Origin of the sequence: Cupriavidus sp. UBA2010, assembly GCF_002335265.1 — a bacterium.
GTDB classification, from domain to species: domain Bacteria; phylum Pseudomonadota; class Gammaproteobacteria; order Burkholderiales; family Burkholderiaceae; genus Cupriavidus; species Cupriavidus metallidurans.
In genome coordinates this window covers 16,369-36,143 of sequence record NZ_DDCI01000018.1, presented here as the reverse complement: position 1 = coordinate 36,143, position 19,775 = coordinate 16,369, and the positions used below count along the sequence as shown (strand labels likewise).

Annotated in this window: 15 protein-coding genes; 11 read left to right on the top strand and 4 right to left on the bottom strand. The window is 64.2% G+C overall.

Features of this window, described 5'->3' with window-relative positions; translation table 11 throughout:
• Positions 1–5 precede the first annotated feature (5 nt).
• The 3 genes from B2246_RS13950 to B2246_RS29165 all read left to right on the top strand — a co-directional run bounded on the left by B2246_RS13950 (position 6) and on the right by B2246_RS29165 (position 2,413).
• Positions 6–1,223, top strand: coding sequence for a hypothetical protein (locus B2246_RS13950; protein WP_035884062.1), 1,218 nt, complete (start codon positions 6–8; stop codon positions 1,221–1,223).
• 256 nt (positions 1,224–1,479) lie between these two features.
• Positions 1,480–2,025: a DUF2726 domain-containing protein gene (locus tag B2246_RS13945; protein WP_035884059.1), complete on the top strand. Its 546-nt coding sequence runs from the start codon at positions 1,480–1,482 to the stop codon at positions 2,023–2,025.
• A gap of 7 nt (positions 2,026–2,032) precedes the next feature.
• Positions 2,033–2,413, top strand: a complete 381-nt coding sequence (locus tag B2246_RS29165) for a DUF4124 domain-containing protein (protein ID WP_411431806.1) — start codon at positions 2,033–2,035, stop codon at positions 2,411–2,413.
• Positions 2,414–2,814: 401 nt separating this feature from the next.
• Here the strand turns inward: B2246_RS29165 and B2246_RS13940 are convergent, their stop codons facing one another.
• Positions 2,815–4,848: an alkyl/aryl-sulfatase gene (locus B2246_RS13940; RefSeq protein ID WP_080709852.1), complete on the bottom strand. Its 2,034-nt coding sequence runs from the start codon at positions 4,846–4,848 to the stop codon at positions 2,815–2,817.
• A gap of 166 nt (positions 4,849–5,014) precedes the next feature.
• A complete protein-coding gene (locus B2246_RS13935) occupies positions 5,015–6,187 on the bottom strand; it encodes a porin (RefSeq protein ID WP_008652497.1) in 1,173 nt (390 codons plus the stop codon).
• A gap of 443 nt (positions 6,188–6,630) precedes the next feature.
• Between B2246_RS13935 and B2246_RS13930 the strand changes: the two genes are divergently transcribed.
• Both B2246_RS13930 and B2246_RS13925 read left to right on the top strand, forming a co-directional pair.
• The gene (locus B2246_RS13930) at positions 6,631–7,758 is read left to right on the top strand and encodes an MBL fold metallo-hydrolase (RefSeq protein ID WP_008652499.1); all 1,128 of its coding nucleotides are present in this window, start codon (positions 6,631–6,633) and stop codon (positions 7,756–7,758) included.
• Complete coding sequence (locus tag B2246_RS13925; RefSeq protein WP_035884057.1) at positions 7,755–8,000, top strand: hypothetical protein; 246 nt, start codon at positions 7,755–7,757, stop codon at positions 7,998–8,000. The genes B2246_RS13930 and B2246_RS13925 overlap by 4 nt, the downstream gene beginning before the upstream one ends.
• A 223-nt stretch (positions 8,001–8,223) precedes the next feature.
• On the opposite strand, the gene B2246_RS13920 is transcribed toward B2246_RS13925, so the two are convergent.
• Positions 8,224–9,801 carry a class I adenylate-forming enzyme family protein gene (locus B2246_RS13920; RefSeq protein WP_008652500.1) on the bottom strand — a complete coding sequence of 526 codons (1,578 nt, stop codon included), beginning with the start codon at positions 9,799–9,801 and terminating at the stop codon, positions 8,224–8,226.
• Between the two features lie 250 nt (positions 9,802–10,051).
• Here B2246_RS13920 and B2246_RS13915 point away from each other — a divergent pair, with 250 nt between their 5' ends.
• Genes B2246_RS13915 through B2246_RS13905 form a run of 3 tightly spaced genes read left to right on the top strand, consistent with a single transcriptional unit; the run spans position 10,052 to position 12,917 of the window.
• The gene (locus tag B2246_RS13915; protein ID WP_008652502.1) at positions 10,052–11,224 is read left to right on the top strand and encodes an acyl-CoA dehydrogenase family protein; all 1,173 of its coding nucleotides are present in this window, start codon (positions 10,052–10,054) and stop codon (positions 11,222–11,224) included.
• Positions 11,225–11,266: 42 nt separating this feature from the next.
• Complete coding sequence (locus B2246_RS13910) at positions 11,267–11,722, top strand: MaoC family dehydratase (RefSeq protein ID WP_035884161.1); 456 nt, start codon at positions 11,267–11,269, stop codon at positions 11,720–11,722.
• 58 nt (positions 11,723–11,780) lie between these two features.
• Entirely contained in the window at positions 11,781–12,917 is a 1,137-nt protein-coding gene (locus B2246_RS13905; RefSeq protein ID WP_200876311.1) for an acyl-CoA dehydrogenase family protein, read from the top strand.
• Between the two features lie 102 nt (positions 12,918–13,019).
• Here the strand turns inward: B2246_RS13905 and B2246_RS13900 are convergent, their stop codons facing one another.
• On the bottom strand, positions 13,020–15,740 hold the full coding sequence (locus B2246_RS13900; protein WP_186425588.1) for a LuxR C-terminal-related transcriptional regulator: 2,721 nt from the start codon (positions 15,738–15,740) through the stop codon (positions 13,020–13,022).
• 273 nt (positions 15,741–16,013) lie between these two features.
• Here B2246_RS13900 and B2246_RS13895 point away from each other — a divergent pair, with 273 nt between their 5' ends.
• The 3 genes from B2246_RS13895 to B2246_RS13885 all read left to right on the top strand — a co-directional run bounded on the left by B2246_RS13895 (position 16,014) and on the right by B2246_RS13885 (position 19,742).
• The gene (locus B2246_RS13895; protein ID WP_008652512.1) at positions 16,014–16,787 is read left to right on the top strand and encodes an enoyl-CoA hydratase/isomerase family protein; all 774 of its coding nucleotides are present in this window, start codon (positions 16,014–16,016) and stop codon (positions 16,785–16,787) included.
• A gap of 74 nt (positions 16,788–16,861) precedes the next feature.
• On the top strand, positions 16,862–18,106 hold the full coding sequence (locus tag B2246_RS13890; RefSeq protein ID WP_286882314.1) for a thiolase family protein: 1,245 nt from the start codon (positions 16,862–16,864) through the stop codon (positions 18,104–18,106).
• A 277-nt stretch (positions 18,107–18,383) separates the two neighbouring features.
• A complete protein-coding gene (locus tag B2246_RS13885) occupies positions 18,384–19,742 on the top strand; it encodes an MFS transporter (RefSeq protein ID WP_286882313.1) in 1,359 nt (452 codons plus the stop codon).
• Positions 19,743–19,775 lie beyond the last annotated feature (33 nt).

Genomic DNA, 19,775 nt, shown 5'->3' with positions numbered 1-19,775 from the left:
GAGAGATGGCCGCCACCCGATTCATCTTGCGACGGAAAGGCGTGGAGGGCGAGACCCGATGCACATTGCAAGGACTGTCGCGAGGTGTTCGCGTGTCTTTTCTCCGAGCCCTTGGCTACGCGTGGCTGGGCGAAGCGATCACTGCGCGGCAACGGCTGGGCGGGCTTGGCGAGAACGGGGATGCCCGTGCTTTTGCCGCGGCAGGCGACGCGCTTCTGCGGTTAAGTGATCCCGTTTCCTTTCTCGTAAGCGAGTTTGCCGAAGTCACTGATGCAAAGTACCGCGACTTGCAGAAGCTGGTCGCTTCCGAGCTGTATCGAGGGATGCGAGATGTGGACTGTTCTGGGCTGCATGATCTCTTACGCGAAGCCGTCGCCAAGCGCTTCGCGACCCGTGCAATTGACGGAAGCGTTCTGAGCTATTGGATGCCAATCTTCCTCGATAGCTCGGGCCATTGGCCAGTTGACATCGAGCCGCTCGCTTCGAAGGGCTTTCCGGCTGCGCATTCCTTCCGAACGATTTGGGCGAAACGTACTCAGAGAGTGTCGCTGAGGGATCTGTACAGTGCCTGGCTTGCAAGGCGTGGGGGGCAATCGGCCCGAGAGCTCTCCGAGCGGTACAAGCTTCCCATGAGCGTCGTGGCTCGCATGTTAAGGCGCTTAGGCCATAGCAAGTGCGGCGCAGAGCATAAGTACCCTGGTCAGGCAGTGGATGCCGTGTTCGGGCGCTACAAGACGGTTGGCAATCGGGAAGACTACATCGACATTGCAACCGTCTTGCGCAATGGCATGACGCTTGACGAGTGCGTCAGGCGGATCCTGGACCCCGCGAACATCCAGCGCCGTGCGATCGCGCTCGTGCAACACGGGGACAAGCGGGATCTGATGTTCGCCAAGTGGGTGTTGCCGTACTGCTGGTCGGTTCGCGTTGTGGTTCCATATGGCTACGGCGAGAATCTTAGTGACTTGCGGTGGACCAGCGTCAAGATCGCCGCCAGGTTTCTACGCATTGAGCGAGCGACGGTGTATCGTTGGGTCGAAGAGGGACACTTGGGCATCGTACTGCCTGGCGTGCCAAGCGAGGCAATGGGGATTCCTCGAGAAGCCCTGCGTCGGCTGCGGCACAGCCAATTGGGCTGGTATCTGCCGGAAGGCCAACGATCGCCTAGGAGGTTGACAGTCAGTTCGCAGAACCGGGCAGCGGCATCGCGTACAGACAGTTGAATTTGCAGCCTATAGAGGCGGCCGAAGGCGTCGATCAAAGTCTTCGGTCAGCCAATCTCCTGTTGGAGCCAGACTTGTTGTATGGCCGTGTCTTTCACCTATTTGCGTCAGCCACCTCCGCGGGAAAGGCACTATGCCATCTTCACTTGCCCTTTTACTTTCAGCATTGCCCCACTATCGGGGGATGCAGCTAGCTCGGGCTAGCCCTTAGTATCGCGCGGAATAACAGCAGATACGGGAGGGTCAAGTGAAAACGATGCTTGGGTTGGCGTTCCTTTTCGCCATTGTCATCGTTGTCGTGTCGAGACTGAAGGCAGCAGGGCGAGGCGGGCGTTCCTCGACAAATTTTAGCTTTGCCCGTAGGACTCCATTCTTGCGCCATGACGAGATACAGCTCTTCGAACGGTTGACGGCCGCCCTGATAGACACGCACATCTTTCCCCAAGTAGCGATGTCCGCGTTCGTACAGCATAAGGGAAAGTCGCAAGCGGCGAGGAATCTGTTCGCTCAGAAGTATGTCGACTACCTCGTTTGTGAGCGCAAGACGATGCGGCCCCTCTACGTCGTTGAGCTTGATGGCGCCTCGCACGGAAGTGCTAAGGCGCAGAAGCGCGATAAGCAAAAGAACGATGTTCTCGCATCGGCCGGTATCCCGATCATGCGCTACGCGTCCAAGGATGTCGATCTGCGGACTATCCTGCGTGACTACGAGAGTGTTGTATCGCCACGGTCCACCGAAGGAATTGGCTCGTCAGGATCAATTAGCGAACCAAAGTCGCGAGCCGTGCAGCCTCTTGCATAAGGCCAACATGCGCGGATACTTTGCCGTTGCGATATTTGTCATGGCCACGAATGCTGCGGGACAGACCATTTATCAATGTCGAAATGCTGCGGGACACGTCACGTTGCAGGATGGCCCGTGTCAGAGCGACGCAAGAACTGAGACGGTAAGCAAATCCATCGGTCAACGAAACGCCGAGTATCGCGCTGAACCATCTTCCATTTTCGACCCGAAAGGGCAGGCGAGGCTTACGTCGAGCATCATCTGTCCGTCCCTTCGCCAGTCCTACCAGGCTGCCGTTGCCAATTCTGAGCGGGCAATGCTTAGCCGAGATTCGGCACAGATCCAACAAGCATCGGAGGCCGTGCAACGAGCTGGTGCCCAGGTATCAAAGTACCGGTGCGAGTAGAAGTTCGGTGGGGCCAGCCAGCGTCTACCACCGGCATCAGCTCTGGGCTTCCGCCACGACCGGTGACGGCGGCATATGACTCACGATCGAAGGCGGCGCAACCGGCTGTAGCCGACCCATCTGCGACGTCCGATGCGATAGTTCGAAGGGCTGTAAATGCTTGGGACGCGGACGATCGCCCAGTGGTATGTGGAGCTTGAGGCGCAGCGGGCTTACAACGCCCTATGCTACCTGAGGCAGCAACAGATCCAGGGGAGCAGACAACGACCGGCGAGCCGGTCGTGTGCAATCTGCTGCTCGGCACTGTCGACTCAACTGACTTCATGCCGGCTGCGTGAACGGAGGGGGGCTGGTTCGGAAGATGCGGGTAGCGGGACGCCTTCTTGGGCTCCCCCGGCGATCTAGGCTGGCTCAGGATTGGGCGTCACGATGTTGAACCAGGTCGGGAATGTATCGAGCATGCCCAGTAGCTGGCCGAACACCTCCTGCTTGCCCTCGATGCGCAGTTCGCCAGCTGCGATGGCTTGCTCGATGCTCGTGGGCCCGACTTGCTGCAAACGCGCCAGTACGGCCTTGCTGAGCTTGATGGTGGCGTCCGCCCTGGGTGTCGCGTTGGCGAAATGGTTGAGCACTCCGTGCTTGACCTCAAGCGTGTACTGCTGGTCCACGTCGGTCAGGACCACATTCAGCACGAGGTGCTTGCCGGCTGCCTTCGGCCCGTTCAGCCGCACGGCCATGTAGCTGAACAGCATTTCGGGCGCCATCGCGCGGACCACGTCGGGGCTGGCGGACTGCATGCGGCGGATGTTCGGCACGCCGTTGCGCAGTTCGTTCGCACCTTGCAGATACTCGGCGCGCCACGACGGGGCTTCGGCCTGGTAGCCGAGCTGTTCATACGTGTCGGCCAGCAGCTCGCGCGCTTCCTTGTTCCCGGGGTTGGCAAAGACCACCTGCCGTAGCGCCTCAGCAAGCCAGCGGTACTCACCCTTGTCGAAATCCGCGTGGGCACGTGCCAGGATCGCCGCCTCGCCGCCCATGTACTCGACGTACTTCTTCGCGGCCTGTGTGGGCGGCAGCGGATCGAGCGAGGACGGGTTGCTGTCGTACCAGCCAAGGTAACGCTGGTAGACCGCTCGCGTGTTGTGCTTGACGGTGCCCCAGTAACCGCGGTTCGGCCAGTACTGCGCCAGTTCGGGCGGCAGCTTGACGGCTTCGGCGATCTCCGTGCCGACGTATCCCTCGTTCATCAGGCGCACCGACTGGTCGTGGATGTAGCGGTATGCGTCGCGCTGCTTCTCGAAGTAGTCGATGATGCGGTCGTGGCCCCACATCGGCCAGTGGTGAGACTGGAACTTGACCTCGATGTCCTTGCCGTAGCTGGTGATCGTGGCATTGATGCCGTCCACCCACTTGAGCGCATCGCGGACCTGCGCGCCGCGCAGCGTCAGAAGGTTATGCAGCGTGTTGGTCGTGTTCTCGGCCATCCACATTGCCTTGAACTGCGGGAACCAGGTATTCATCTCGGCGGGCGCCTCGGTGCCCGGCGTGAGCTGGAACACCATCTTCACCCCATCGATGACCAGTTCCTGGCCGTCCTTCGAGATCGTGTCGGTGGGTGGCACCAGCGACATGGTGCCGGGGGCGGCAAAGACGCCCAGACCAGCCGCCAGACGGCCCTGCGGATTGACGGGCAGCGGCGCGCCGCCCATGTAGACCGCGCGGCGACTCATGGCGTTGCCGGCGATCACGTTCTCGCTGACAGCCTCTTCCATGAAGCCTTCCGGCGCGATGATGCGCACCTTGCCGGACTGGATTTCCGCGTCGGTCACGATCCCCCGGATGCCGGCGTAGTGGTCGCCGTGTGAGTGGCTGAACACCACTGCGACGATGGGGCGCTGGCCAAGATGCTTGGTCACGAGATCGTACGCGGCACGCGCCGTTTCCGAGTAGCTCAGAGTGTCCATCACGATCCAGCCGGTATCGCCCTGGATGAACGTCATGTTGGCCAGGTCGAGGCTGCGGACCTGGTAGATGCGATCCGTAACCTTGTAGAGCCCGTAGTTCGCCAGAAGCTGGGAGTTGCGCCACAGGCTCGGGTTCACGGTATCCGGGGCATTCTTGCCGACGACCTGCGCGCGCAGGGTGGCCAGGCTGGTGCCGACGTTACCGTGGGCGGCACGCATCTCGGCCAGATCCGGCGCGGCAATCAGGCCGCGTTGGGCATCCTCAAACTCCTGCCTGTCCTGGAACGGCAACTCCTTGAGCACGGCGGCATTGGCCGCGCGCGTGGCGGCCGTCGCGGGCTTTGGTGCGACCTGCGCTACGGCACTGCCATGCGCGAGGATGAAGGTCGCCAGCCAGACCGCCACGCGGGCAGGCGTGGACGCGCCGGTTTGCCGGCTGGACGATGTGGGGGAGTTGCGAAGGACAGGCATGGTACTCAGCTTGACAGTAGTGCGTGGATGCGAAAACAGCGGGTTGGCGCGGCGCGGCGGGCGATGATGTGCCAGACACGACGAGCCCTGATGTTGGCCGCGGCACGAAGCGTGAAACCTTCGAATCGTGCCGCGGCATCTGATGCGTGTACTGATACCTCCAGCGTCAGAAGATGTGGCGAATGCCACTCATCACGCCGACCATGTTCTTCTGGCCGGGGGCCTGCGGATAGTTGAACAGGTAGCCGGTGAACGGGCCGTCGTTGGCCAGCGCCCCGTTGTGCACCCACGCGGTGGTGAAGTAGATGTCGGTGCGTTTGCTCAGCGCGTAGTCGGCCACGAAGCTGACCTGCTGCGGGTTGGCCGGGTTGGTTGGCACGCTGCTGTTGGAGAGGGCAAGCTGCTTGATGTTCGTGTAGAAGTACGCTAGCTGCAAGTCGAGCGCGGCGTTGATGCGGTAGCTGACACCAGCAAACCAGTAATCGTCACGCATGGCGGTGTTGCCGTTGGCGTAGGTCTGGTCGCCCCAACGGTAGCCTGCCATGACCTTCATCGGGCCGTTGGCATAGCTGCCGGCAATCGCTGCCTTGCGGACTTTGCCGGTGACGCCGATCGAGCCAGCCGGATTCCACTGGTCGTAGCCGACGCCCAGGCCGAAGCGTTCGTCGAGGTAGACCAGCGAGCCACCCCATGCCGTGTTGTCGCGCGGGGCACCCGGCGTTTCACCGAGGCCGCTGCCATAGAGAATGCCGCTGGGGCTCAGCGATGTCAGGCCCACGCCGGTGCCGAACGAGTAGTGGGCAGCGGCGGACACTGGCCCGAAGTTGCCCGTGTACTTGACCGTGTTGGCGGGCCGGTAGTTGATGCCCAACCACCAGACGCCCGGCTCATACGCCGGCGCGGCGCGCGTGGGCGAGAAGTTCAGCATGCCTTCGGCAAGACTCGAATACTGCTTGCCGAACGTCACCTTGCCATACTGGTTGCTCAGGCCGAGATAGGCCTGGCGATTGAAGATGCCGGTGTTGCCGGCGAACGCACCGGTATCGGGACTGAACTGGCTCTCGAGCGTGAAGATGGCCTTCAGGCCGCCGCCCAGGTCTTCCGAACCGCGCAGGCCCCAGCGCGATGCGGACAAGCCGCCCGTGCCAGGCATGTCGACGCGGCTACCTGCCGGCGGAACGCCTGCGAGTGTCTGCGATGCTGACGTCGGCGCCGTGGCGACCCGGTTGATGTACTCGACGCCGAGGTCGATGACGCCGTACAGCGTGACACTGGACTGCGCGTGCGCCGCGCTGGTCATTGCACTGAGTGCAGCCAGTACGACAAGTGATTTCTTCATGCTTTGAGGTCTCCTCTGCCTTCTTGATTTGTGACGCCCACGTTTGAGGCTGTCTGTTGTCGGCCCTCGATGCTGCTGTGCTGCGCGGCAGATCCTGCGGCCGGAGGACCTGCGCGTCTCGACAGTAGAGACGGCACCCCCCTGCTTCGCCTATCAAAATGGGGGGGGAGGGGTAGGGAGGGTGCCATCGCGGATGCGCACACCGTCCCGAAACCACGCCCTGATGCGGCACTTGGTGGTCCCGCCGCGGCCGTGCCTGGCGCATGAGGGAATTCACCAGTGTGTTGCCGGCGTCGGACATCCATGGCGGGCCGATCCGCTTCCGGCCACCGGGCAGTCGTGGCCCCTGTCTTCAGGGGAGGGGCGAGGCGGCGGGTTGCGTGACTACAGTGGCATGACAAGCAGAGAATGACGGCCGGCAACGGTCGGCCACGGAGTCCCCCATGTATCGACCAGATTCACACCATCACAGCAGGCCGGCCGCGAGGCTGCACTATCCATGCGGCGAGGCGCCCGCGCCAGGGCAGGCGTTCGAGATCGCGCCCGGCGTGTTATGGATGCGTCTGCCGCTGCCCAATGCGCTGTCGCATATCAACGTCTGGGCTATCGAGGACGGCGAGGGCTGGGCGATCGTGGATACAGGCGTCCATACCCCGCAGTCCGTGGAGGCCTGGCAGATGCTGCTGGAAGGCCCGCTGGGCGGCCGGCCGGTCACACGGGTGCTGGTCACGCATCAGCATCCGGATCACGTCGGCATGGCGGGCTGGCTCACGGAACGATTCGGTTGCCCGCTCTGGATGACGCGGTTGGAGTACCTGCACAGCCTTGCCACCGTTGCAGAGACCGGACAGGAGGTACCGCGCGAAGGCCTCGACTTCTATCGCCGCGCCGGTTGGGACGATGGCGCGCTCGACGGCTATCGCCAGCGATTCGGGCGCGCGGGGCGCATGATCTCGCGCCTGCCGCGCAGCTACCGACGTCTGAACGATGGCGAGACGCTGCGGATTGGTGCCCACACGTGGCAGGTACTGACCGGGCAAGGCCATACGCCTGAACACGCCTGTCTCTACTCGCATGAACTGGCGGTACTGATTGCCGGCGACCAGATTCTGCCGCGCATATCGCCCAACGTATCGGTGCATCCGATGGAGCCCGAGGCGAATCCGTTCGCCGGCTGGCAGGCATCGCTCTCCCGCTTCCGCAGGCTGGTCCCGGACGATGTGCTGGTACTGCCGGCACACAATGATCCGTTCGAAGGCCTGCACGCGCGCCTCGACCGGTTCGAGCAGTCGCTCTGGCGCGACCGGGCGCGGTTGCGCAACGCGTTGGGAGAGCCCCGGCGCGCGATCGACCTGTTCGGCGTTCTGTTTGCTGCGCCCGTGGCGGCAAACGATGCGCTCCAGTACGCACTAGCCACGGGCGAGACCGTCGCCTATCTCAACTACCTCCAGGTGCTTGGCGATATCGATGTGCGTATCGATGATGCTGGCGTGGCGTGGTATCGGGCCGTTGCGGCGATCGAGGTGCCACCGGCGACATCGATGCCCACCGAAGCGGCACTGCCGACATGACACCGGAACCCCTTGCCCCGGCGAGGTTCGCCGCGTCGGCTGACGCCGGAGGCGATCCGTTACGCGTGGCACCGGCGTTGCGGCAGTGGCGCGAGGTGCTGATGCAGCAGCTTTCGCGGTTGCCGGCAACCGGCGCATCGATCGATACGCGGCACGGCCTGCTGCTGCAGCTTGCCCGTTGTGAACTCGATCTCCGCGCGATGCTCCCTTCCGCCTCCCGGCACGGGGCCCGATCCCGTTAGCCCTGCCGGCGCCTGTCACCAGGCGGGGACGCCCCGGCCCGAGCCCAGTGCGGGTGGGCCGCGGAATTGCCCGGCTACCTCCCCAAACAGATTCCGCAAATCCGCAAAAGAAAACTCCGGCTCGAAGCCGGAGGGCCAAACACTGGCAAGTCAACGTGGAGACAACACGTGGAACAGGTGCGGGCATGCGGGCGCAAGAATCGCGTCCGCATGCCCGCGAAAGTCAGGACACGCGGCGGGACTGATCCTTCCAGTACTTCTCGCGAACGTGCCGACGCAGGACCTTGCCGACCGCACTGACGGGCAGGGCCTCGACCACCGCCACAGTCTTGGGCGCCTTGAAGCGGCCGAGCTTTTCCTTGACGTGTTCGATCAGCGCTTGCGGATCAACCGACGCGTCGGACTTCAGTACTACCTCCGCGTGCACGGCTTCGCCCCATTTGTCATTGGGCACGCCGACCACCGCGGACATGGAAACGGCGGGGTGCGCGTTGAGCGATGCCTCGACCTCGACGGCATACACGTTGAAGCCGCCAGTGATGATCACGTCCTTCTTGCGGTCGACGATGAACACGTAGCCCGCGTCGTCGACGTAACCTAGATCGCCCGATTTCCAGAATCCGTCGTGGAACTCGGCCGCGGTGCCTTCCGGGTTGGCGTGGTAGCCGCTGATCGTGCCGCGCCCGCGCAGCCAGAGTTCGCCGGTGGTGCCAGGTGGAACATCGTTGCCATCGGTGTCGACGATCCGCAGTTCGATGCCGATGGTCGGTCTGCCGGCGGACGCGAGCCGGCCGGTCTCCACCGCGGTCAGGTGGTCGGACGGTGTCAGCGTGCAAACCGCCTGTGCGCACTCGGTGGCGCCATAGAGCTGGAAAAAAATGTTGCCGAAACGCTGTTGCGCCTGGGCCAGCTTGGCGGGGCTCATCGGGGCCGCACCGTAATAGAGCGTGCGCAGGCTGGAAAGATCATGCCGCGAGGCTTCGGGCAGATCCAGCAGCCAGTTCACCAGCGTTGGCACCATCAGCGTAGTGGTGACTCTTTCGGCTTCGACATTGCGGCACCACGCCTTGAGGTCGGCGGCGTTCTGCGTCAAGGTGCAGCCACCGCGGAACATCGTGGGCAGGAACGAAAGGCCGGAGCCGTGGCTAACTGGCGCGATGTGGAGGTAGCGCGTATTGCGGTTCAGCGCCACGCCTTGCTCTTCATCGGCATACATCGTGTCGCGTGCCGCGAGCCAGTTGTCGATGGTGTACTGGGCGCACTTGCTCCTGCCGGTGGTGCCGCCGGTGAAGCGGTAGATCAGGACGTCCGAGCAGGTGTCCGACTGGATGCCGGGTTCCCCATCGGATACCCCTTCCAGAAGATCCCAGAAGTAGTGGATGCCCTCGCGCGGCGCCGGGATCGGGTCCATGCAGACCACGGTTGCGCCGTGCTCGCACAGCATGTCGCCGTAGCGATCCAGCAGCGCAGTCTCGATGAAGACGACCTTGGGTCGGATGAACTCGACCTGCCAGCGGTGCTCGTCGAACGCATCGCGGATGTTGGTATGGGCCAAGGCGGAATCGCCCTTGAAGGCGGTCCACGCATGCAGCAACGAGAGATTGTCGTTTTCCAGGATGCAGAGCGCGACATCGCCACGGCGCAAGCCAAGCCGACTGCGCATCATGTTGGCAATAAGGTTGGTCAGCCGGTGCAGCTCGCGGAAGGTGTATCGCCGGTTGCGCTCGATATTTACGAGGGCTTCCTTGTCGGCGAACTGCGTGGCGGCCTGCCCCATGACGCGGGCAAAGTCCATCTTCATCGTTGTCTCCGTGGCGCTCTTGTTGGGATTGGGTCCGACCCAGTGTAGGAGCGCCGATTTCCGGATTGCCCCTCTCCCGTGGAGAGGGGGAGTGGCTGGGAGCGGCCAACACGAATCCATCCCGGATGCGCCTCCCCTGCAAGAAAGGGGGGGGAGCAACACGCGGCGCCTCACTAAGATGAGCCTCACACATGGCACCGAGCGCCGTCCTGGCGCAGGCGATCGCCAGGATCAGGGAATAGGAGACAGCATGGATTTCGAACTGAATTCGGAACAGCGACTGTTGCAGGACAGCGTCCGCCGCTTCATCGAGCGGGAGTACAGCTTTGATGCGCGCGCCGCGCTGCTGACGGCGGGCGGCAGCGGCATCGCGGCCAACTGGAGCACGTTCGCGGAGAACGGCTGGCTGATGGCCGCGCTGCCGGAGGCCTACGGCGGCCTCGGCGGATCACTGCTCGACACCGCGATCATTGCGCAGGAGCTCGGGCGCGGGCTGGTCGTCGAGCCTTACCTCGGCTGCGCCGTACTGGCCGCGCAGACGCTGGTGGCCGGCGGCACCGAAGCGCAGAAGGCGTACCTGTTGCCGCTGGTTGGCGCCGGTGCGCTGCGTATCGCGCTGGCGTACAGCGAACCCGCATCGCGTGGCATGCCGGAGCCGGTGGGCCTGCGTGCGGAACGCGACGGCGACGGCTATGTGCTGCATGGATGCAAGTCGCTCGTGCAGGGCGCCGTCGGCGCATCACTGTTCATCGTTTCGGCCCAGATCCCCGACACGCCGGGCGTCACGCTGCTGCTGGTGGATGCCGATACCCAGGGTTTGAGCCGTCGGGCGTTGCCATTGCATGACGGAAGCTGGGTCGAGGCACTGACATTCGATGCCGTCCAGGTCCGGGCCGACGCCGTACTGGGTGAGCCGGGACAGGGGCTACGGGCGCTCCGGGCCGGTCTGGCCGCGGGCACGGTCGCGCTCTGCGCCGATCTGATCGGCGCGATGGAGAAGACCATCGAAATGACTGCCGAGTATCTGAAAACGCGGCAGCAGTTCGGCGCGCCAATCGGCACCTTTCAAGTCCTGCAGCACCGCATGGCCGACATGGCCGCGGAACTGGAAGTGGCGCGATCGATGCTGCACGCTGCACTGGCCTCGCTGGCCAATGACGATGCACCGAAGCAGTTGAAGGCGCTGTCGGCGGCCAAGATGCTGATTTGCCGCACGGCGAAGTTCATCTGCGGCCAAGGCATCCAGCTCCACGGCGGCATTGGCATGACCGAGGAGTACTCGGTTGGCCATTACTACAAGCACGCAGTGGTGGCGGACGCGCTGCTCGGTGGCAGCGATGCGCACGAAGCAGCCTGCGCCACTGCGCTGCAGACCGAACTTCGCGCCGAACCTGACACCGAACCGCTAGAAATCGCTGCCTGAGCGATATCCGAGCCATCACCCACATTCGGAATGAACGACACCATGAAGACCTACGAAACATTGGCCCAGATGCAGTCCCTGATTGGCGAGGTGGTTGGCACCAGCGACTGGGTCATCATCGATCAGCAGCGCATCCAGATGTTCGCCGACGCTACCGGCGATCACCAATGGATTCACGTGGACCCGGAGCGCGCCGCCAAGGGTCCGTTCGGCGCGCCGATCGCCCATGGCTTCCTGACCCTGAGCCTGTTGCCGGTCTTCACCACGCGAGCCTTTGCGATTCGCGACATCAGGATGGGCGTCAACTACGGCCTGAATCGCGTGCGCTTCCTGAAGCCGGTACCGGTCAACAGTCGGCTGCGTGCGCACTTCAAACTGCTGAGCTTCGAGCCGCTGGACAACAACGGTGCGCAACTGACCTACGAGATGACAGTCGAGATGGAAGGCGGCGACAAGCCCGTGTGCGTGGCCGAGTCGATCGTGCGCGCGTTTGCCTGAGACAGCCAGAACGACTGAAACGAACCAAGGAGAAAGAGAAATGAGCGATACATCCGCCGTGCTCCTGAGCGAGCAGGAAGTCATGATCCGCGATGCTGCCCGCAAGGTGGCGCAGGAAGTCGTTGCCGCCACCGCCGCCGAGCGCGATCGCAGCGGTGCGTGGCCGCGCAGCGAATTGAAGGCCGTAGGCGAACTCGGCTTTCTCGGCATGCACGTTCCCGAAGAGTACGGCGGCTCCGCTGCCACCTTCCCGGAGTACTGCCTGGCCATCGAGGAATTCGCTGCTGCCGACGCGGGCTTTGCCACCATCCTGCACGTCCACAACGGGCTGGCAGGCGCGGTGGTGCATGCCGGCACCGAGGCACAGAAGCGCAAGTACCTGCCCGGCATGGCGTCCGGCGAGACCATCGTCGCGGGCCTGCTGACCGAGCCGCAGGCGGGCTCGGATACCGGGGCCTTCCGCACCACGGCGCGACGCGATGGCAATCACTATGTGTTGAACGGCAGCAAGCAGTTCATCTCGAACGGCAACGAGGCCGGCGTCGGCCTTGCTATCGCGGCAGTCACCGAGACGCCGGAAGGCAAGAAGGGGCCGAGCCTGTTCATCGTCGATCCGCGTGAACCCGGTTACATCGTGACGCGCGTCGAGGACAAGCTCGGTCAACGCTCGGCGCAGGTCGCCGCGATCCAGCTCGATGACCATCGCGTGCCCGCCGAAAATCTGCTGGGCGAGGAGGGCGCCGGGTACAAGCGCGTGATGAGCATGCTGTCCGAAGGCCGTATCGGTATTGCGGCGGTGGCTTGCGGCGTTGCCCGCGCCGCGCTCGAGGCGGCCGTCCAGTACGCAAACGAACGTGAGGCCTATGGGCGGCCGATCATCAACCTGCAGGGCGTGGCGTTTGATCTGGCGGACATGGCCACCCAGGTGGAAGTGGCGCGCCAGTTCACGCTGCATGCCGCACGCCTGCAAGCCGCGGGCGTTCCCTGTGCGAAAGAGGCGTCGATGGCAAAGCTGTTCGCCAGCGAGATCGCCGAGAAGGTGTGCTCGGACGCGATCCAGATCCACGGCGGCTATGGCTACCTGACCGACTTCCCGGTCGAGCGGTACTACCGGGACGCCCGCGTGACCAAGATCTACGAGGGCACCAGCCACATCCAGAAGGTCATCATTTCGCGTGCGCTGGGCGCGCGCTGAGGCGGAACGATCGGAGGGGGAGCCGGGGCGGTCGGCATCTGACCGTTGCCCGGTGATAAGGGAGAGGGGCCAGCCACGAGCTGGCCCTTTTTTCATGGATGGCTACTTCAGAAGCCCACGTTGCCGGGCCAGCGCGATCGCGTCATAGCGGCTTGATACGCCCAGCTTGGCCAGGATGTTCTTCACATTCCATTTCACCGTGCCGAACGTGATGTTGAGCGTCAGCGCGATTCGCTTGTTCGACATCGCCTCGGCGATCAGCGTGAGGATCTCCAGTTCGCGTGGCGTGAGCGGGCCCCGTTCGGCATCTGGCGCGATACGGGTGGCGGCGCTTGCCACGGCGCTCACTGGTGCGGGTTCCGGACGCGCCGCGCCCGGCGTCATCCTCGCCAGGATATCGGCGAGGTAGCGTGCCTCCGGCTCTGGCAGGCTGTCGGCATCCTGAAGCCCGGCGAGTAATCCGGCTGTCTGCTCCTTGGTGTCGAGCAGCGTCCGGACCAGCCCGAGCTTTGCGGCAAGCGTGACCGCATCGGTCAGGCAGCGTGTCGTTTGGTCGTGCTGCTGAAGTCCATCATGCGCCACGGCAGCCAGCAGGTCGGCCACCACCAGCGTCTGGCCACGGCCATACTTCTCGCCGAAGCGTCTCACCTCGGCCAGCGCCGCCAGCGCGTCACGCGGATTGGAGTCGGCCAGCGCCAGACGTGCGCGGACCAGCGCCGCGATGGCTGGGATCTGGACAAATGCCCCGGTGCCGTTCTCATGCGTGTGGCGCAGCCCTTCGAGCCGCGTTGCCAGTTCCCTGGCGCGGCGCTGCTCACCGGTGGTCAGCAGGATGCGGATCTGCTCGGCCAGCATGTACGCCAGCGCACGATCAAGGCCAAGCAGATGGAAGTGCGCGGCCTGTGCCTCGAGGAAGGCGAGGGCGGTCTCCGGCGCGTCCTGCAGGAAGTCGAGTCGCGCACGGCAGATCGACGACTGTGTCATCACGTCGGGCCACGACGATTGCATCATCCCGGCACGGTTGGCGAGCGCCTCGCGCGCATCGTCGATGTGGTCGAGCTCGTAGCTGGCGAAGGCGAGGGTATCCGCGCACAGGTTGGCCGGCAGCGATGCGCGGCCGTACCTGGCCTCCGCGCGGGCCAGCGTGCTCGCGCCCAGCCGTTCGGCTTCCCGCACGTCGCCCGCGAACAGGCAGGTCTGCGCGCGGCGGCTTTCGAAGACCATCGCCATATCGTTGTCGCGGTCCTCGGGGGCGATAGGGTTGGCGTCGAACAGCTCACGCGTGTCGTCCAGTCGGCCGACGGCGAGATAGGCAACCGCAAGCCCAACCAGGCACGCGTAGCGCAGCGACGCGTTCTCCATCGGCGCGTTGCACAGCGGCTCCAGCACCTCGATCACGCGCTGCAGATCGTCGCGCTCCACGGCCACGGAAGAGTCGATGATCGGAAACTTCGACGAAATGGCCGGAATCTTGGCGGCTTCCGTGCGACGGATCTGTTCCAGCCAGCGTTCGGCCTTATCGGCCCGGCCGGTGAAGGCATGGGCCATGCAGCCTAGGAAGAACAGGCGCGGATGCGAGAACAGCGTTTCCTGTGGCAGGCGATCGATCATGTACAGCAACGGGCCGATGTACGACATGCTCCAGGTCGAGCGGGTGGCGGCTTGCTCCATCGCATCGGCGGCGAAGTCCAGGTCACCGCCCAGGCTGGCGTGGCGCACGGCTTCCACAAGCAGGTCCTGCGCGGCAAACCAGCGGCTCGCGCGGCGGTGCACGGCTTCCACTGCCTCCTTGCCCTGTTGGGCAAGGCGCTGGGCGAGGAACTCGCCGAACAGTGGATGAAAGCGGTACCACGGCGACGGATCGTCGGTCTCCACACGATAGATCAGCAGGTTCTCGTCCTCGGCGCGCTTGATGAGATCCGCCGCATCGGGGTTTTCCGTGACGGCCTCCGCCAGGCCAGCATTGAAGCGGCGAAAGACAGACAGTTTCTCCATGAATGCCGTCAGTGCCGGCGGCAGGTACGCCACCACATCCTCTGCGAGATAGGACTGCAGGTCCGCCGATTTCCAGAGTAGCGAGCGCAGGTTGGTCCGCTTGCCAGGCCGGATACGCAGCATCGTCGCCACCGGTTGCAGGCATGCCGGCCAGCCGTTGGTCAGATCGTGGATCAGGCGCACTTCGTCTGCCGTCAGCTTCAGCGTGCTGAGGCTCTGGTCGAAGAACACGCGCGTTTCATCGAGGCCGAACGGCAGGTCTGCGAAGTCGATCTCGGACACCTGACCCTGCATGCGCAGCCGACCCAGGCTAAGCGGCGGCATGGTGCGCGACGCGATCACGAAATGCAGGTTGGCGGGGCAGTGATCGAGCAGCTTCTGCATCAGGCGGTGAGCGGCAGGTGCCTCCGCGTACTGGTAGTCGTCGATCAGCAGGTACAGCTCGCGCTCGACTTCCTCGAGGGCACTGGTCGCCACGGCCACCAGTGCCTCCATCGACTGCTCGCTGCCTGCGGCATCGGGCACCACGTAGTCAGCGCGCATGCCCAGACGCTGGAACGCCGTCATCAGATAGGTACAGAAACTCGAAAACTGCCTGTCGTCATGACTGAGCGACAGCCACGCCACGTCGATGCCGGCGCGCATCAGCTCCTGTCGCCACTGCGCGAGCAGGATGGTCTTGCCGAAGCCAGCGCCGCCGGTGAGCAGGGTGACAGTGCAGTCCTTCGTATCGCGCAGACGGGCGAGCAAATGCTCACGCGGAATGTGGCGAGGGCTGATGCGCGGTGGGGAGAACTTAGTCGCCACCAGGAGGTTGTCGGAATTCATCGTGGATGCTTGCCAGGAGGGATTCGCCTTTGACACCGGCGTAGGGGTACCAGCCAGGGGCGTAGTGATGGCACATGAGTGACAGCACATTATGGCGACCCGCCACCCGTTTTGGGAATGGGGGTGTTACCGGGTATGCGCGACTACGTGCGATATCCGGCATATGTCGCTGCTCACGTCCGCAAGGGGAGGGGCAGGCAACCATGCCGCTGACGTACCTTGCTTCCAACCAGAAATGCTGTCGGCAATAGCACATTGGAACAAGGAGAAGACATGAGCGAACCCGTAACTTTTGCGGTGAAGGGTCAGGTTGGCTGGATCACCCTGATGCGCCCCGAGGCCCGCAATGCGATCAGCAAGGACATGGCGCTGGCTATGGCCGCGCAACTGCGCGCGTGGCAGCAGGATGAAGCCGTGCGCGTGGTGGCGGTGACCGCCACCGGTCCCGCCTTCTGCGCCGGTGCCGACCTGAAGGCAGGGGGCACTCCGGGCCCCGGCGAGCCGGACCTGCTGGACACGCTGGTCGCGTTCTTCGACACCCTGCGCGCGTTCCCGAAGCCCACTATTGCTGCCGTCAACGGCCTCGCCATTGCGGGCGGGCTGGAAACCGTGCTGGCGTGCGATTTTGTGATTGCCGCCCAGAGCGCGCGCTTTGGCGATGCCCACTCGAACTTCGGCGTGTTCCCCGGCGGTGGCGGTGCCGCCATCCTGCCGCGCAAGATCCCGCAGAACATCGCCAAATACCTGCTTTACACGGGCGATTCGCTGCCTGCGGCCGACATGAAGCAGTACGGCCTGGTGGCCGAGGTGGTGGCCGACGAGGAACTCGTGGACCGTGTGCAGGCCATCGGCGACAAGCTGGCGAAGAAGAGCCCGCTGGTGCTGCGCAAGATGAAGAAGGTGGCCGATGAAGCGGCCGACAAGCCACAGGCCGATGCGCTGCGCCACGAACTGCTGGAGTTGCGTAACCACCAGCGTTCGTACGACATCGCCGAAGGCCTGCGCGCGTTCGCGGAGAAGCGCACGCCCGAGTTCAAGGGTTATTGACCGGGTCAGATACCCCCAAGCACCTCAAGCCCCCCCAATCATCTCAAGTATCTACAGCATTGGAGTAAGGAGACATGGAGAACATCTATATCGTTGGCGTTGGCATGACGCCGTTCGGCCGACATGCAGACAAGACCGTCAAGCAACTGACCGCCTGGGCCGTGGAAGGCGCGCTGAAGGACGCGGGTTGCGATCGCAAGTGGGTGCAGGCTGCGTTCTACGGCAACTGCACGCAGGGCCATTTTGATGGCCAGCACATGATCCGTGGCCAGGTGGCGCTGCTGCCGCTCGGCTTCGACAGCATCCCCATCTTCAATATCGAGGGCGCTTGCGCCTCGTCGAGTCACGCCTTCAATCTGGCAGTGACGCAACTGCGCGGCGGCGCCGCCGACGTAGCGATCGCCGTGGGCGCGGAGAAGATGTTCTACAGCGACAAGGCCAAGATGTTCTCGGCGTTCGAGTCGGCCTGGGACATCGAAACCTTCGACGAGAACCGGAACTACCTGGCGGCGATGGGCAAGGGCATCGTGCCGCCGCCGGGCTCGCAGTCGGAGAAGCCGTACAGCCCGTTCATGGACGTGTACGCGGCACTGGGACGCGGCGGCCTGATGGAACGCTTCGGCATCACCCAGCGCCAGCTTGCGGCGGTGTCGTCGAAGAACCACGGGCACTCGGTGCACAACGAACGCTCGCAGTATCGCAACCCGATCAGCATCGAGGAGGTGCTGGCCGCGCCTCCGATCACGTATCCGATCACGCTGCCGATGTGCTCGCCGATTTCTGACGGCGCGGCGGCAACCATCATCTGCACGGAATCGGCGCTGAAGAAATACGGTTTCGACCGCAAGCGCGCGGTCAAGGTGCTGGCGAGCGTGGTGCGTTCGGCCTCCGCTCGCGCAGCGGATGCATTCGATCAGGGCTGCACTCACCTGGCTGGCAAGGCGGCATTCGAGCAGGCCGGCATTTCGCCGAAGGATGTCGACGTGGCGGAGATTCATGACGCCACCGCTATTGGCGAGTTGCTCTCGATCGAATCGCTGGGTCTGTGCGAGCCTGGTGCAAGCGGCGAAATGGCGGAGCGCGGCGAAACCACACTCGGTGGCCGGCTGCCGGTGAATCCGTCTGGCGGCCTGGAGTCCAAGGGCCATCCGATTGGTGCGACGGGACTGGGCCAGATCTTCGAACTGGTCGAGCAGCTTCGCGGCAACTGCGGCAAGCGCCAGGTCGAGGGCGCGCGTATCGCGCTGCAAGGCAACGGCGGTGGGCTGTGGCGTGTGGAGGAATCGACCGAACACGTCGGCATCTTCGGGCTGGCATAAGGAGGGATGCCCACGTCTGCCGCGGCATTGGCAGAGGTGGCGCGTGAGCGGGGCCGGAAGGATGCGGGAGGGCACGCATTTCCCGGCCCCGTTTGCATTTGGAGCCATATCGGCTCACTCGGCAGTGTTCCCCCTCCCATATATGGAGGGGAGCACCGCAATCGCGGTGCGTATCGTCAAACGCGTCCAGTGGCAAGTTGCTCGGGTTTCCGGGCGCGCCATGGACCGGCGCCGGCCCCCCGGCGCACGACTCTCACAACAATGCTGAGGAGACGAAATGACGAGTGTGTCCCGCACGCTGGACGTGCAGCAGTTCATCAACGAACACCGGTTCTCACGGTATCAGTGGAAGATCCTGGTCACATGCTTCCTGCTGATTGCCATCGATGCCTATGACGGCCTGGCCATTGGCTTTGTTGTGCCGGTTCTGGTGCGCGAGTGGGGAGTGAACAAGGCAGCGTTCGGCCCGGTGCTGAGCGTGGGTGTACTGGGCCTGGCACTCGGCGCGCTGCTCGCCGGCCCGCTCTACCATCGCACCAGCCCGAAGACGGTGATCATCGGCTCCATGCTGCTGTTCGGCGTCTGCAGCCTCGGCACCATGACGGCCAACTCGCTCGTGTCGCTCGGCGTCTGGCGCTTCTTCACGGGCATTGGCGTAGGCGCGGCGGTTCCCGGCGCCGCCACGTTGATGTACGAGTACGCGCCAAGGCGCATGAGCGCGTTCCTCGTCAATGCGATCGCGGTAGGCGCCCTGATCGGCGCCTCGGCCTGTGGATTGACGGCGGCGGCGATGGTGCCCACGCACGGATGGACCAGCGTCTTCCTGATTGGCGGCGTGCTGCCGATCGTGCTGGCCGTGTTCATGCTTGCCGCGATGCCGCAGCCGCTGCACTTCATGGTGCAGAAGGGCTACCCGGGGCATCGGATTGCCGCCGTGCTGCGTCGGATTGCACCCAATGCCGCGATCGATGACGATACGCGTTTCGTGCTGCCGGAGGCGCAGGATGCCGGCAAGCAAGGTGTCGCCGTGGTGCTGTCAAAGCAGTTCCGCACCGGTAGCGTTCTGCTGTGGGCCGCTTACTTCTTTGGCACGTTCGCCTACTACCTGTTGGTCGGCTGGCTGCCGACGCTGGTGCAGGACATGGGGGCCTCGCTGCGGAACTCGCAGCTCATCACTGTGCTGCTGACCGTCGGCGGCATCGTCGGCACGTTCCTGTTCGGCTGGCTGATGGACCGCTTCGATAAGTACACCGTGGTGGCCCTGGCCTATGCGCTGGGCGGCATCGGCATCTGGCTGGTCGGGCAGCAGCGGGGGGACCTGGCCTGGGTGGCGGTGTGCGTGTTCGCAGGCGGCATTGGCCTGAGTGGCGCGCTGATGTCGATGGGCTCGCTCGCGGCGGCGTTCTATCCGGCCAGCGGCCGCTCCACTGGCATCTCGTGGATGCACGGTATCGGCCGGTTCGGCGGCATCGTCGGTCCGATGGTCGGCGCGTACATGCTGCGTGACGGCTTCAGCCTGCCCGCCGTGTTCACGGTGGTGATGGTGTTCGTGCTGCTGTCTTCGGTGGCGCTGATCATCAATAGCGCGGCTGCCCGACGCAGCGCGGCCAACGGCATGCAGACAGAGTCCGCGTAACGTGTCCTGACCATCTGCCGCCCCCGCCGGGCA